The sequence below is a fragment of the Ideonella flava genome (assembly GCF_051857595.1).
GTDB lineage: Bacteria > Pseudomonadota > Gammaproteobacteria > Burkholderiales > Burkholderiaceae_C > Ideonella.
In genome coordinates, this window is sequence record NZ_JBPZHD010000008.1 from 293,874 (window position 1) to 308,413 (window position 14,540).

The following is a 14,540-nucleotide window of genomic DNA, read 5'->3' on the forward strand; positions in this document are numbered from 1 at the left end:
TTGAAGCTGACCCAGGAACACCGCGCGCTGCAGGACACCGTGCTGCGCTTCGTGCGCGAGGAGATCAACCCGCACGTGGCCGAATGGGAAAGGGCCGAGGAGTTTCCCAGCCATGCCCTGTTCAAGCGGCTGGGCGACCTGGGCCTGCTCGGGCTCAAGTACCCCGAGGAGTTCGGCGGCGCGGGCCTGGACTTCAGCTACTCGATGGTGATGGCCGAGGCCCTGGGCGAATGCAATTGCGGCGGCGTGCCCATGGCCATCGGCGTGCAGACCGACATGTGCACCCCGGCCCTGGCCCGCTTCGGCTCCGACGAGCTGCGGCGCGAGTACCTGGCGCCCAGCATCGCCGGCGACTACGTGGGCTGCGTCGGCATCAGCGAGCCGGGGGGCGGCTCCGATGTCGCGGCGGTGAAGACCACGGCGCGCAAGGAGGGCGGCGACTACGTCATCAACGGCACCAAGATGTGGATCACCAACGGCCTGAAGGCCGACTGGTGCTGCCTGCTGGCCAACACCTCCGACGAAGGCGGGCCGCACAAGAACAAGAGCCTGATCGTCGTGCCCATGGATGCGCCCGGCATCACGCGGCAGAAGATCCGCAAGGTCGGCATGGATTCGTCGGACACGGCGCAGCTGTTCTTCGACGACGTGCGCGTGCCCCGCCGCAACCTCATCGGCCAGGAGGGCTTCGGCTTCACCTTCCAGATGCTGCAGTTCCAGGAGGAAAGGCTCTGGGGCGCGGCCAACAGCCTGCGCGCGCTGGACCGCCTGATCGACCAGACCATCGAGTACACCGGCCAGCGCCAGGCCTTCGGCAAGAGCATCCTCGACAACCAGGTGGTGCACTTCCGCCTGGCCGAGCTGCGCACCGAGGTCGAGGCCCTGCGCGCGCTGACCTACAGCGCGGTCGAACAGTACGTGTCGGGCAAGGACGTGACGCGCCTGGCCTCGATGGCCAAGCTGAAGTGCGGCCGCCTGTGCCGCGAGGTGGCCGACAGCTGCCTGCAGTTCTGGGGCGGCATGGGCTACACGCTCGACAACCCGATCTCGCAGGCCTGGCGCGACATGCGGCTGGTCTCCATAGGCGCCGGGGCCGACGAGGTGATGCTGGGCATCATCTGCAAGTTCGAAGGCACTTTGCCGAAGGGCGGGCACTGATGACGATCCTCGCCCGATACGAGCCGGCGCCGGGCGGCGCAGCCGGCCGGGTGCTGCACCTGACGCTGAACCGGCCGGAGGTGCGCAACGCCATGTCGCTCGCGATGGTCGGCGAGTTGCGCGCGGCCCTGGCCGCGGCCGAAGCGGAGGGCGACGTGCGCGTCGTGGTGCTGCGCGGCCACGGCGGCCACTTCTGTGCCGGCGGCGACATCAAAGACATGGCGGCGGCCCACGCCTCGCCGGATGGGCGCGCGGCGATGGCCGAGGCCAACGCGCGATTCGGCCAGCTGTGCACAGCCTTCGCGGCCACCGGCCTCGCCACGATCGCCGTGGTCGAAGGCACGGTGATGGGCGGCGGCTTCGGCCTGGCCTGCGTGGCCGACGTGGTGCTGGCGGCCGAAAGCGCGCGCTTTCGCCTGCCCGAGACCTCGCTCGGCCTGGTGCCAGCGCAGATCGCGCCCTTCCTCGTCGAGAGACTGGGCGTGGCCGAGACCCGGAGGCTTGCGGTGACCGGCGGCGAGCTCGATGCGCACGAGGCACTGGGCTTGCGACTGGCGCATGAAGTGCATCCCGCGGACGGCCTCGATGCGGCGCTCCATCGCGTCCTCGGCCAGGTCTTGCGGTGCGCTCCGCAAGCGGTGGCCGCGACCAAGGCGCTGATCGCCAGGGCTCGCCTGCAACCCGCGGCCAGCCTGGTGGCGGCGGCAGCTGACGTCTTTGCCGGCGCGGTGCTCGGGCCCGAAGGGATCGAAGGCACCGCGGCGTTCGTCCGGAAAAGAAGGCCGGCGTGGGCGCCCGCATGAGCCTGGCCAAGATCCTGATCGCCAACCGCGGCGAGATCGCCTGCCGAGTGATCCGCACGGCCCGCGCGATGGGCTACCGCACCGTCGCTGTCCACAGCGATGCGGATGCCGCAGCGCCGCACGTCGCGCTGGCCGATGAGGCGGTGCGCATAGGCCCCCCGCCGGCGGTCGACAGCTACCTGAGCATCGCGGCGGTGCTCGATGCGGCCCGCCGCACCGGCGCCGATGCCGTTCATCCCGGCTATGGCTTTCTCTCGGAGCGGGCCGACTTCGCCTCCGCCTGCGTCGAGGCGGGCCTGGTCTTCATCGGCCCACCCGCCTGCGCTATCGCCGCCATGGGCGACAAGGCGGGCGCCAAGCGCCGCATGCTGGAGGCCGGCGTGCCCTGCGCGCCGGGCTTCCTGGCCGACGACACGGCGGCGCAAAGCGACGAGCGGCTCATCGCCGAAGCATCGCGCCTGGGCTATCCCCTGCTGGTGAAGGCCGTGGCTGGCGGAGGTGGGCGAGGCATGCGGCTGGTGCACGCCGCCGGCGAGCTGCCCGCGGCGCTGGCCGGCGCCCGCCGCGAGGCGGAGGGCGCGTTCGGCGACGGTCGGCTGATGCTCGAGCGCCTGATCGAGAACGGCCGCCACATCGAGATCCAGGTCTTCGCCGACGCCCACGGCCATGTGGTCCACCTGGGTGAGCGCGACTGCACGGCCCAGCGCCGGCGGCAGAAGGTGATCGAGGAATCGCCCTCGCCGGTGGTGACGCCCGCCCTGCGCGAGCGGATGGGAGCGGACGCGGTGGCGGCGGCGCGTGCCGTGGGCTACGTGGGCGCGGGCACGGTCGAGTTCATCGTCGATGCCGAGCTGAAGCACTACTTCCTGGAGATGAACACGCGGCTGCAGGTCGAGCACCCGGTGACCGAGTTCGTCGCCGGTGTCGATCTCGTCGAGTGGCAGCTGCGCGTGGCCGCGGGCGAGCCCTTGTCGAACTGGTTGCCCCGCGGCCAGGAGGATGTCCGTTTCGAGGGGCATGCGATCGAGGCGCGGCTGTATGCCGAGGATCCGTACGAGGCCTTCAGGCCGCAGACCGGGACGATCCTGCACTGGCAGCCCGCCCACGCCGTCGAACACGGGCGGTCTTCGGTTCGCATCGACGATGGCATCGTCGAAGGCAGCGCGGTATCACCGTGGTACGACGCCCTGCTGGCCAAGCTCATCGTCCATGGGCGCGATCGCGCCGATGCCATCCGGCGGCTGGTCGCGGCGCTGGACGTCAGCCCGCTGCTCGGCCTGCAGACCAATGCCCGCTTCCTGGGGGATCTGCTGCAACACGAAGATTTCACCGCTGCGCGGCTCTCGACGACGCGGATCGACGACTGGGCGCGCGAGGGTGCCGACATCCTTCAGCGCCCCTTGCCGGACGAGTGCACCTGGCTGTCGGCCGCGGCCCTGGCGGCGCGCGGTTCGCTGAAGCCCGGCGCCACGAGCGGCCTGCGCCCGGCTGCCCTGGCGACTCAGTCATTCGACTTGCAGTGCGGCGGCCAGACCCGCCGCTGGCGCGTGCGTCTCGACGACGATGCCGTGGAGCTGGCGGCCGATGGCGTGACGCACCGGGTTCGCATCCTGGCTGGGCTCTCTCACTCGCACTGGCGCCTGGAGATCGACGGCATCGCGCGAACCGTCGTCGCCCGTGGCAGCCCGGACGGCAGCTGGCACGTGGCCGAACGGGGGGCGGACTTCGTCTTTGCCGAACCCTCCGCGCGCCCCAACCATCGCTCGTCGGCGGACCCTTGCCGAGCCGCGGCGCCTGTGACCGGCATCGTGACACAGGTGCTCGTGCGCCCCGGCGACCGCGTCGAGGCCGGCCAGCCGATGGTCTGCGTGGAGGCGATGAAGATGGAGATGTGGCTCAACGCCCAGGCGGCCGGCATCGTGCGCGCGGTGCATGCGCGCGAGCGCGAGCCGGTCGCCGCGGGCACGCTGGTCGTCGAACTGGAGATCGGTGAATGACCAAGGCGATCCTGACCTGCGCCCTGACGGGCGTGCTGACCGATCCGGCGCAGCACCCGGTGCCCGTGACGCCCGAGCAGATGGCCACGCAGGCCCGCGACGCCTTCAACGCCGGCGCCAGCATCATGCATGTGCACCTGAGGGCCCAGGAGCCCGGCCGCGGGCACCTGCCCAGCTGGGATCCGGACGTCGCCGAGCGCGTGATCGCTGCCATCCGGCAAGCTTGCCCCGGCGTCCTCATCAACCTCACCACTGGCGTCATAGGCCCCGACATCTCCGGCCCCGCCGCCTGCATCCGCCGCGTCAGGCCGGAGATCGCCGCCTGCAACGCCGGCAGCCTCAACTACCTCAAGCTCAAGGACAACGGCCAGTGGGCCTGGCCGCCCATGGTGTTCGACAACCCGGTGGCCAAGGTGCAGCAGTTCCTCGACGTGATGGCCGAATGCGGCACGCACCCGGAGTTCGAATGCTTCGACGTCGGCATCGTGCGATCGGTGGCGATGTACGTGAAGGCGGGGATGCTCGCGCCGGGCCACGTGCCGGAGTGCAATCTCGTGATGGGCGTGGCTTCGGGCATGCCTTGCGATGCGGACCTGCTGGAGCTGCTGCCCCGCTGGCTGCCACCGGGCGCGATTTGGCAGACGACGCTCATCGGCCGCGCCGAGATCTGGCCCGTGCACCAGCGCACCGCCGAGCTCGGCGGCATGCTGCGCACGGGGCTGGAGGACACGTTCTACCTGCCCGATGGCCAGCGCGCCTCGGGCAACGGAGCGTTGATCGAACAGCTCGCAGCCTGCGCCGAGCGCGCAGGCCGAACCATTGCCTCCCCTGACGAGGCTCGTACGATGTTGGGCATCCGACCCCACCGAGGAGATACGCCATGACGGAACGCAGCCTCAAAGGCAAGACCCTGTTCATCACCGGTGCCTCGCGCGGCATCGGCCTGGCCATCGCGACCCGCGCTGCGGCCGACGGCGCGAACATCGCGCTGGTCGCCAAGACCATCGACCCGAACCCCAAGCTGCCGGGCACGCTGCACAGCGCGGCCGAGGCGGTGCGCGACGCCGGCGGCCAGGCCCTCATCCTGCAGACCGACATCCGCGACGAAGACCAGGTCGCCTCGGCCGTCAAGCAGACGCTGGAGACCTTCGGCGGCATCGACATACTGGTCAACAACGCCAGCGCCATCAACCTCACGCCGACGGCCGCCACGCCAATGAAGCGCTTCGACCTGATGCACGGCGTGAATGCCCGCGGCACCTTCTGCTGCACCCAGGCCTGCCTGGCGGCCTTGACCGAGAGCGCCAAGGCCGGCCGCTCGCCGCAGGTGCTGACGATGTCGCCGCCCTTGAGCATGAAGCCGCACTGGTTCGCCAACCATGTGGCCTACACCATGGCGAAGTACGGCATGAGCATGTGCACCCTCGGCCACGCCGAGGAGTTCAAGCGCATCGGCATCGCGGTCAACAGCCTCTGGCCCCGCACCGCCATCGCCACCGCGGCCCTGCAGATGATCCCCGGGGTGGACCCGAAGATGTGCCGCCAGCCCGAGATCCTGTCCGACGCGGCCTGGTTCATCCTCACCGACCCGGCGCCCGCGCCTTCGGGCAACTTCTATATCGACGACCAGGTGCTGGCGGCCCACGGCGTGACGGACCTGGATCGTTACAGCGTCGTGCCCGGGACGAAGAACTTCCTGCCCGACTTCTTCCTCGATTGATGACGGCCGCCCCCGCACACCGCCGCAGCGCGGCCGAGCAGAAGCGGCTCGAGGCCGCGCTGGTCGAGATCTTCGAGCACCGCATCCGCTTCAACGAGACCCTCGGCCTGAAAGTGCTCAACGTGAAGCCGCCGGAGCCGACATTGCGCTTCGAGATGCGTGATGCACTGGTGGGCCACTACGCCTCCGGCCGCCTGCACGGGGGCGTGATCTCGGCCACGCTCGATGCCATGGGCGGCTTCGCGATCATGGTGGCCCTGGCCGAGAAGCATGCCGACGAGACGCTGGAGCAGGTCGGCCACCGCTTCAGCCGCGTGGGCACCATCGACCTGCGCGTGGACTACCTCCGGCAGGGCCTGGGCAAGCACTTCATCGCCTCGGCCGAAGTGACCCGCCTGGGCGGCCGAGTGGCGGCGACGCAGATGAAGCTGGCCAATGACGAGGGCACGCTGATCGCCACGGCGGCGGCGGCCTACATCATCAGCTGAGGTCACGTGGCCAACGCGTGCCGGGACGCCGCGGCCCGCGCCGTGCGCCGCAGCCCCACCCATTCGAGTTCGGCGATCACCACCGTCCCGACGGCCTGGACCGCCAGCACCGCGAAGCCCACGCCCGTCGGCGAACCGATGACACCGAAGGCCGCGAGCGCGCAGTCCAGCGCCCAGACGAAGTTCAAGGCGACCACGGTGCTTATGGCCGCCGCCGGGAAGACGCCGCGCGAGGCCAGCCATGCGAGGAGCGCCGCCCAAGGCACGAGGGCGAAGCCGATGCCGCGCAGGGCACCGGCCGGCAAGCCGGTCCAGGCGGCGAGCGGCTCGGCATCGGCCATCAGCGCCAGGGCCGTCAGGCCGCTGAGCAAGGCATCGGCTCGCAAAACGTTGCGCAAGAAGGGCGTCATGGTCCGGTGCGACATCACGGTTCTCCTGTTCAGGTTGACGATGGCCGAATCGTCGCCCTGGCGCCGCATCGGGTCGATGACCCCCGAGGTCATGGAGCTCCAGCGTCTCGGCGCTATCGTCGGCCCATGGACACCGCCACCCTGCCCTCAGCGCTGAACCCTCTCGCCCCCGTCGGCGAGTTGCTGCGCCACTGGCGCCAGCACCGCCGCTGGAGCCAGCTCGAGCTGGCGCAGGAGGCCGGCGTGTCGACCCGGCACCTGAGCTGCCTGGAGACCGGCCGCGCCCTGCCCAGCCGCGAGATGTTGCTGCGGCTGTCCGAGCGGCTGCAGGTGCCGCTGCGCGATCGCAACCGCATGCTCACCGCCGCGGGCTACGCGCCGATGTACCGCGAGCGGCCGCTGGCCGACCCGGCCATGCAGCCGGCCTACGCCGCCGTGCAGCGCGTGCTGCAGGCGCATGAGCCGTATCCGGCGCTGGCCGTCGACAGGCACTGGAACCTCGTGGCCCACAACCGCGCCGCGTCCGCCTTGATGGCCGGGCTGCCCGAGGACCTGCTGGCGCCCCCGGTCAACGTGCTGCGCGCCTCGCTGCACCCTCGCGGCCTGGCGCCGCGCATCGCCAACTTCGCGGCCTGGCGCGACCACCTGTTCGAGCGACTCGACCACCAGATCCACGCCAGCGGGGACCCGGTGCTGGCGCAGCTGGCAGAGGAGCTGCGCGCCCTGCCCCTGCCACCCGGCGTGCGCGGGACCGAGGCCCACCCGCCGCGCGGCCTCGTCGATCTGGCCGTGCCCTTGCAATTGCACTCGCCCGCGGGCACCCTCAGCTTCATCAGCACGATCACCGTCTTCGGAACGCCCGTCGAGGTCACGCTGTCCGAGCTCGCGATCGAGGCCTTCTTTCCCGCCGACAGCTTCACCACCCAGGCCCTCGCTGCCCTCGCCGCCGAGTCGCCGACGTGACGGACGCCCGTTCGGCCTCCTGCGATAAAGATCCGCCTCACTGCATCCCCAGCCCACTCCCAGGAGCCGCCCATGAGCAGCACCACGCCTGCCACCGAAACCCGCTACCGCATCTGCCCGCTGTGCGAGGCCTGCTGCGGCCTGGACGTGCAGGTGGCGGATGGCCAGGTCATCGCCATCCGCGGCAAGGCCGACGACGTGTTCTCGCATGGCTACATCTGCCCCAAGGGCTTCGCGCTGAAGGACCTGCACGAAGACCCCGACCGCCTGCGGCAGCCGCTCGTTCGCCGCGACGGCGAGCTGCAGCCGGCCAGCTGGGAGGAGGCCTTCGACGAGATCGAACGGCGCCTGGTGCCCATCCTCGAGCGGGAAGGGCGGGACGCGGTCGCGCTCAGCGTCGGCAACCCGGCGGCGCACAAGCAGTCCTTGCTGCTGTACTTCCAGCGCCTCGCGCGGGCGCTGGGCTCCAGGAACATCTTCTCGGCCTCGACGCTGGACCAGATGCCCAAGCAGCTCGCCTCGGGCTGGATGTTCGGCACCAGCATGTCGGTGGCCGTGCCGGACATCGATCGCTGCGACTTCCTGCTGATCCTCGGCGCCAATCCCATGGCCAGCAACGGCAGCCTGTGGACGGTGACCGACTTCCGCGGCCGGGCCAAGGCCTTGCGTGCGCGCGGCGGGCAGCTCGTGGTGGTGGACCCGCGTCGTACCGAGACCGCTGCCATCGCCGATGCGCACCACTTCATCCGGCCCGGGGCCGACGTGTTCTTCCTCGCCGCGCTGGTGAACACCGTGTTCGACGAGGGCCTCGCGCGCCCGGGCCGGCTGGCGGAATGGACGAACGGCATCGAGGCGGTGCGCGAGGCCATCGCGCCCTTCACGCCGGAAGCCGTCGCCGCGCGCTGTGGCATCCCCGCCGAGACCACGCGCGCCCTGGCCCGCCAGCTCGCCACCACCGAGCGGGCTTGCGTCTACGGCCGCATCGGCACCTGCACCCAGAGCTTCGGCACCCTGGCCTCCTGGCTGGTGGACGTCCTCAACGTCGTCACCGGCCACCTTGACGCCCCCGGCGGGGCGATGTTCCCCAAGGCCGCCGCCTTCGCGCCCAACACGCACGGCCAGCCCGGCGTGGGCCGCGGCCTGACGACCGGCCGCCACGCGAGCCGGGTGAGCGGCGCGCCCGAGGTGCTGGGCGAGCTGCCGATGACGCTGATGGCCGAGGAGATGGAGACCCCCGGCCCGGGCCAGGTCAAGGCCCTGATCACCGTGGCCAGCAACCCCGTGCTCTCTTCGCCCGGCGGCCCGCGGCTGGCGCGCGCGCTGGATTCGCTGGAGTTCATGGTCAGCCTGGACATCTACCTCAACGAGACCACGCGCCACGCGGACGTCATCCTGCCCGGCGTCTCGCCGCTGGAGGACGAGCATTACGACGTCACCTTCCCGCAGTTCTCGCATCGCAACCATGCGCGCTACAGCCCGCCGGTGTTCCCGCTGTCGCCAGGCCAGCGGCCGGAGTGGGAGAACCTGCTGCGGTTGATGGCCATCGTGCGGGGCGCGGGCGCCAGGGCCGACGTGCTGGCGCTCGATGACGAGCTCGTCACGCAGGAGGTGAACAAGCAGGCGGGCGCCCACGCCCCCGCCGTCCTGGCTGCGCTCGCGGCCAGCTGTCGCCGCGGCCCGGATCGCCTGCTCGACCTGGCGCTGCGCAGCGGGCCTTACGGCGACCGCTTCGGCCTGAAGCCCGAAGGACTCAACCTCGACAAGGTGAAGGCGGCGCCGGCGGGCATCGACCTCGGCGCGCTCGAGCCCCGCATCCCCGAGCTGCTGCGCACGCCCAGCGGCCGCATCGAGCTGGCGCCGCCGGCCTGCGTGGCCGACCTCGAGCGCGCGCGTGCCGAGCTGCATGAACCGGCGCCCGAGCTGGTCATCATCGGCCGGCGCGACGTGCGGACCAACAACAGCTGGATGCACAACCTGCACACGCTGGCCAAGGGCCCCGAGCGCTGCACCGCCCTCATGCATCCGACCGATGCCGCACGACTGGGCCTGGCCGATGGCGCCATGGCACGCATCAGTGCCGGCGCGGCAGCCGGCGAGGCCGAGCGCAGCGTCACCGCGCCGGTGGTCATCACCACCGACGTGATGCCCGGCGTGATCAGCCTGCCCCACGGCTGGGGCCACGACAAGCCGGGCGCGAAGCTGCGGGTAGCTGCCGAGCGCCCCGGCGCCAACCTCAATGCCGTGCTCGACGAGCGCCTGCGCGATCCGCTTTCGGGCAACGCGGTGCTGTCCGGCGTGCCCGTGGCCGTCAGCCCGGCCTGAGCCGCGGAAGGTACGATCGGCTCCGACAACCCCGGAGCCCACAGTCCCATGCAAGTCGTCTGCCTCGACCTCGAAGGCGTGCTCGTCCCCGAGATCTGGATCGAGTTTTCCAAGCGAACCGGCATCGCCGAGTTCTCCCGCACCACCCGCGACGAGCCCGACTACGACAAGCTGATGCGCTTTCGCATCGGCCTGCTCGAGCAGCACGACCTGAAGCTGGCCGACATCCAGGGCGTGATCGCCGGCATGGCCCCGCTGCCCGGGGCCGCCGACTTCCTGGCCGCGCTGCGCGAGCGCTACCAGGTCATCATCCTGTCGGACACCTTCTACGAGTTCGCGGATCCGCTGATGCGCCAGCTCGGCCGCCCCACGCTGTTCTGCCACCGGCTGGAGGTGGATGCCGAAGGCTTCGTGCGCGGCTACCGGCTGCGCCAGCCCGACCAGAAGCGCCACGCGGTGAACGCCCTGAAGAGCCTGAACTTCCAGGTCTTCGCCGCCGGCGATTCGTACAACGACACCGGCATGCTGGGTGCGGCGGACGCGGGCTTCCTCATCCATCCGCCCGAGTCCATCGCCCGCGAGTTCCCGCAGTTCCCGGCCCACCACGGCTACGAGGACCTGCGCCGCTCCATCGACGCGGCCGCCGCCCGGCTCGCCGCCTGACGCAGGTCAAGCCGCCCCCCGGGCGGCACGGCGAGGATGCGGCCCATGCCGCGCCGCATCCTCATCCTGCAGGGGCATCCCGACCCCACCGACCACCACTTCGGCCACGCCCTGGCCGATGCCTACGCCGAAGGCGCGGCCGCCCAGGGCCACAGCCTGCGCACGGTCCACGTCGCCCATCTCGACTTCCCGCTGCTGCGCAGCCACCAAGACTGGGAGCATGGCGAGCTGCCACCGTCACTGGCACAGGCCCAGTCCGACATCGCCTGGGCGCAGCACCTGCTGCTGCTCTTCCCGCTCTGGCTCGGCGACATGCCGGCCCTGCTGAAAGGCTTCCTGGAACAGGTGGCCCGGCCGGGCTTCGCGTTCCAACGAACCGACGGGCCGCCCCTAGGTTCGTTGCCCCCCACGGGGGGCGGGTTGCCGCAGGGCGGCGACCCGGGGGGCCGACAGGCCACCGACGGAGGCAACCCCTTCATGCACAAGGGCCTGACTGGCCGGTCGGCGCGCATCGTCGTGACCATGGGGATGCCCGCCCTGATCTACCGCTGGTACTTCCGGGCCCACAGCGTCAAGTCCCTGGAGCGCAACATCCTCGGCTTCGTGGGCGTGGCGCCCATTGAGCACACGCTGATCGGCGGCGTCGGGTCGATGAAGCCGGCGGCGGCCAAGGCCTGGCTGGCCCGCCTCAGGCGCCTGGGCGAGCAGGCGGACTGAGGGTCACCGGCGAAGGGGCCGGGCCACTATGATCGACCGGCCGCACTGACCGGACGTTCGACCGCTTCCCCATGCCGCTGCCCTCCGGTGCCCGCCTGCTCGCGCTGAACGCCGGGCTGGCGCTCGCCTACTACCTGACGGCGCTTGCAGGCATGTCGCTCGGCATCGGGCCGCTGCACATCACCACGATCTGGCCGCCCTCGGGCATTGCGCTGGCCGGCTTCATGCTGCTGGGCGCGCGGGCCCTGCCCGGCCTGGCCCTGGGCGCGCTGGCCACCCACTACCTCGATTTCTTCGGCCCGCACCTGCATTGGGGCCTGGCGGCCCTGCTCGGCTCCATGGTGCTCGCCAGCGGCTCCATCGTGCAGGCGGCCCTGGCGGCCCACCTGACGCGCAAGGTGCCACGGCGCGTGGAGGCCGCGCCGGTGCGGCAGACGGTGTATTTCGCACTGGTGGTCTGCGGCAGCTGCGTCATCGCCGCCACCGTGGGCCAGGCGACGCTGTACGCCTTCGGCGTGCTGGCGTGGCGCGACGCCTTCTTCGGCTGGATCGCCTGGTGGGTCGGCGACGCCACCGGCATGCTGGTCATCGCCCCGGTGGCGCTGCTGCTGCTGCATCCGGCCTTCCGCGCCCAGCGGGTCGTCGTGCAGGCCTTTCCGATCATCTGCCTGGGCCTGGGCCTGACGCTGTTCTCCACCCTGGCCAGCAGCGTGATGGAACGCGAGGTGCACACCGAACGCTTCCGCGCCGAGGGCACCCGCCTGGGCATGGCCCTGCAGAACCACATCGACATGGCCGAGCGCGACCTGGAGATCCTGCAGCGGATGTTCTATCGCATCGAGCTGACCCCGGCGGAGTTCCGCGCGGTGTCCACCCCGATGCTGCAGCGCAGCCCGTGGCAGCAGGATTTCGCCTACCTGCCGCGGGTGGCTGCCGGCCAGCGCCAGGCTTTCGAGCACCGGCAAGGCGACCTGACGCTGCGCGAGGTGAGCGGGCGCGACACCGTCGTCGCGGCCGGCCAGCGACCGGAGTACTTTCCGGTGCTGTGGACCGATCCGGAGGCAGGCCACGACGCGCTGGTCGGCATAGACCACCTGGCCGATCCGCCGCGCGGACAGGCGATCGACCAGGCCCGCACGACGGGCCGGCCGGCGGCCTCGCCGCCGATCTATTCGGTGGCGAAGTCGGCTTCCACCGACCTGGTGACCGAGCTGTACGCGCCGGTCTACGACACCGGCCCGAACAGCCCGGCCGGCAGCGACGCGGCCCACGTTCGCGGCATGGTGGCGGCGACGATAGACATCGGCCAGTTGTTGCGCGCCGCCGCGCAGCAGATGGACTTCCATGGCCACCACCTGCTCCTGCACGACCCCGAGGCGCCCACGGCCCACGCGCTGGAGTGGCCGGTGGACGAAGGGCTCGTCGTGCGGGACCCGGCGCAGCGGGAGCAGTCGCAGCCGCGGCTGCAGGCCGGTGTCCATCACGAGGTGACGCTGCGCATCGCCGACCGCCATTGGACGCTGCTGATGCAACCGGCCTGGGCCCGGTTCACGCCGGCGCCGGGCTGGCTGCCGCTGGCGGTGCTCGCTGCCGGGCTGGTCTTCACCGCCCTGCTCACGGCCTTCATGGGCGCTCGCCGCCGGCACGACCTGCTCGTGATGAACCAGCAGCTGGCGCTCGAATCCCAGGTCGCCGCCCGCACCGCCGAGCTCGCCCACTCGAACGAGAGCCTGCGCGCCGAGGTCGCCGAACGCGAGCGCACCGAAGGCGAACTGCGCGAGGCACGCCAGCGCGCCGAGCAGGCGAACCGGTCCAAGTCGACCTTCCTCTCCAACATGAGCCATGAGATCCGGACGCCGCTCAATGCGGTGCTGGGCTTCACCCAGATCCTGCTGGCCGACCGAGCCCTGCACGCCGCCGCCCACGACCGCCTTCAGGTCATCTTCTCGGCCGGCAACCGCCTGCTCAACCTGATCAACGACGTGCTCGACCTCGCCAAGATCGAATCGGGCCGGCTCGACCTCACGGCCCAGACCTTCGACCTGCAGCGTGAGCTGGTGGACGTAGGCCACCTCTTCGCCGGCCGCGTCGCCGCCAAGGGCTTGCAATGGCAGGTCGACCTGAGCGGCCTGCCGGCGCCGGCCATGGTGCGCGGTGACCGGACCAAGATCGGCCAGGTGCTCATCAACCTGCTCGGCAATGCCCTGAAGTTCACCGAGGCCGGGGTCATCCGCCTTCGGGCCTGGCGCGATGGGCCCGCCGTGTGGATGGAAGTCGAGGACACGGGCCCGGGGATGCAGGCCGCGGAGCTGGAGCGCCTGTTCGAGCCCTTCGGCCAGGGCGAGGCCGGCCGCGCCAAGGGCGGCACCGGCCTGGGGCTTTCGCTCTCGCGGGAGATGACCCGCGCCATGGGCGGCGAGCTCGCGCTGACGAGCGCGCCGGGCGCCGGCACCCTGGCGCGCGTGATGCTGCCGCTGCCGGCGGTCGAAGCCGATCCGGGCGTGCCGTTCGCCGAAAGCCGCGCGGCCCACCTGATGCCGGGCACCCGCTGCCGCGCCCTGGTGGTGGAGGACGACGCCGACAGCCGAGAGCTGCTCGTACGGCTGCTGACCGACGCGGGCTGCGAGGTGCGGCAGGCAGAAGACGGGCAGGCCGGGCTCGAGGCCTGCCGCCGACAGTCCTTCGACATCGTGTTCAGCGACATCCGCATGCCTCGCCTGTCCGGTGTCGACCTGATCCGCGCCCTGCGTGCCGAACCGGCCACGGCCCACTTGCCGGCGATCGCCGTCACCGCGTCCAGCCTGGAGCACGAGCGACGCTTCTACCTGGACGCCGGCTTCCAGGATTTCGTGGCCAAGCCCTATCCCTTCCGCAACATCTACCGGATGCTGGTCGAGCACGCCGGCGTCCGGCTGCGCGAGGAGCCGGTGCCGTCTCATGAAGTGCAAGCCGACGCCGCCGAGCTGCCCGCCGCCCTGCCACCGGAAGACGAGGCCTGGCCGCATCTGCGCGCGCTGCAGGCTGCCGCAGCCGAAGGCGAGCCGGGCGGCGTGAAGCGGGCGTTGGCCGCCCTGGGCGAGCACGTCGTCGACCCGGGGCGCCGACGCGCCTGGGAAGACGCCGTGCGCCGCTACGACTTCCAGAGCCTGGAGAAGTCCGTGCACGCCTTCATGACGCAAGCCTCGCGCACGCCAGCGTGACATCCGGGCGCCGGCGCCGGGCCAACGGGTGAAAACGCCGTCGTCGCAGCAAAACCCGTGGCATACACTGGTCCGTCCCCGGCATCGCCTACCGCCCCA

12 protein-coding genes are annotated in these 14,540 nt (G+C 71.2%); 11 read left to right on the forward strand and 1 reads right to left on the reverse strand.

Annotation, left to right across the window (positions count from 1 at the left end; translation table 11 throughout):
- The 6 genes from ACS5PM_RS19100 to ACS5PM_RS19125 are packed head-to-tail and all read left to right on the forward strand — an operon-like array spanning position 1 to position 6,166.
- Entirely contained in the window at positions 1-1,158 is a 1,158-nt protein-coding gene (locus ACS5PM_RS19100) for an acyl-CoA dehydrogenase family protein (RefSeq protein ID WP_439389260.1), read from the forward strand.
- Complete coding sequence (locus tag ACS5PM_RS19105; RefSeq protein WP_439389261.1) at positions 1,158-1,961, forward strand: enoyl-CoA hydratase/isomerase family protein; 804 nt, start codon at positions 1,158-1,160, stop codon at positions 1,959-1,961. Before ACS5PM_RS19100 ends, ACS5PM_RS19105 begins: the two co-directional genes overlap by 1 nt.
- The gene (locus ACS5PM_RS19110) at positions 1,946-3,958 is read left to right on the forward strand and encodes an acetyl/propionyl/methylcrotonyl-CoA carboxylase subunit alpha (protein WP_439389262.1); all 2,013 of its coding nucleotides are present in this window, start codon (positions 1,946-1,948) and stop codon (positions 3,956-3,958) included. The genes ACS5PM_RS19105 and ACS5PM_RS19110 overlap by 16 nt, the downstream gene beginning before the upstream one ends.
- On the forward strand, positions 3,955-4,842 hold the full coding sequence (locus ACS5PM_RS19115; protein ID WP_439389263.1) for a beta-keto acid cleavage family enzyme: 888 nt from the start codon (positions 3,955-3,957) through the stop codon (positions 4,840-4,842). The genes ACS5PM_RS19110 and ACS5PM_RS19115 overlap by 4 nt, the downstream gene beginning before the upstream one ends.
- The gene (locus ACS5PM_RS19120) at positions 4,839-5,678 is read left to right on the forward strand and encodes an SDR family oxidoreductase (protein WP_439389264.1); all 840 of its coding nucleotides are present in this window, start codon (positions 4,839-4,841) and stop codon (positions 5,676-5,678) included. The genes ACS5PM_RS19115 and ACS5PM_RS19120 overlap by 4 nt, the downstream gene beginning before the upstream one ends.
- Entirely contained in the window at positions 5,678-6,166 is a 489-nt protein-coding gene (locus ACS5PM_RS19125) for a thioesterase family protein (RefSeq protein ID WP_439389265.1), read from the forward strand. Before ACS5PM_RS19120 ends, ACS5PM_RS19125 begins: the two co-directional genes overlap by 1 nt.
- Before the next feature lie 2 nt (positions 6,167-6,168).
- Here the strand turns inward: ACS5PM_RS19125 and ACS5PM_RS19130 are convergent, their stop codons facing one another.
- Positions 6,169-6,669: a hypothetical protein gene (locus ACS5PM_RS19130; RefSeq protein WP_439389266.1), complete on the reverse strand. Its 501-nt coding sequence runs from the start codon at positions 6,667-6,669 to the stop codon at positions 6,169-6,171.
- 33 nt (positions 6,670-6,702) lie between these two features.
- Between ACS5PM_RS19130 and ACS5PM_RS19135 the strand changes: the two genes are divergently transcribed.
- From ACS5PM_RS19135 to ACS5PM_RS19155, 5 genes are all read left to right on the forward strand, one after another.
- Entirely contained in the window at positions 6,703-7,539 is an 837-nt protein-coding gene (locus ACS5PM_RS19135; RefSeq protein ID WP_439389268.1) for a helix-turn-helix domain-containing protein, read from the forward strand.
- Positions 7,540-7,611: 72 nt separating this feature from the next.
- Positions 7,612-9,861, forward strand: a complete 2,250-nt coding sequence (locus ACS5PM_RS19140) for a molybdopterin-dependent oxidoreductase (RefSeq protein ID WP_439389269.1) — start codon at positions 7,612-7,614, stop codon at positions 9,859-9,861.
- 48 nt (positions 9,862-9,909) lie between these two features.
- Positions 9,910-10,524 (forward strand): bifunctional phosphoserine phosphatase/homoserine phosphotransferase ThrH, encoded by a 615-nt coding sequence (gene thrH, locus ACS5PM_RS19145; RefSeq protein WP_439389270.1) that lies wholly within the window; start codon positions 9,910-9,912, stop codon positions 10,522-10,524.
- Positions 10,525-10,569: 45 nt separating this feature from the next.
- Positions 10,570-11,241: an NAD(P)H-dependent oxidoreductase gene (locus ACS5PM_RS19150; RefSeq protein WP_439389271.1), complete on the forward strand. Its 672-nt coding sequence runs from the start codon at positions 10,570-10,572 to the stop codon at positions 11,239-11,241.
- A 71-nt stretch (positions 11,242-11,312) separates the two neighbouring features.
- Positions 11,313-14,441, forward strand: coding sequence for a CHASE domain-containing protein (locus ACS5PM_RS19155; RefSeq protein WP_439389272.1), 3,129 nt, complete (start codon positions 11,313-11,315; stop codon positions 14,439-14,441).
- Positions 14,442-14,540 lie beyond the last annotated feature (99 nt).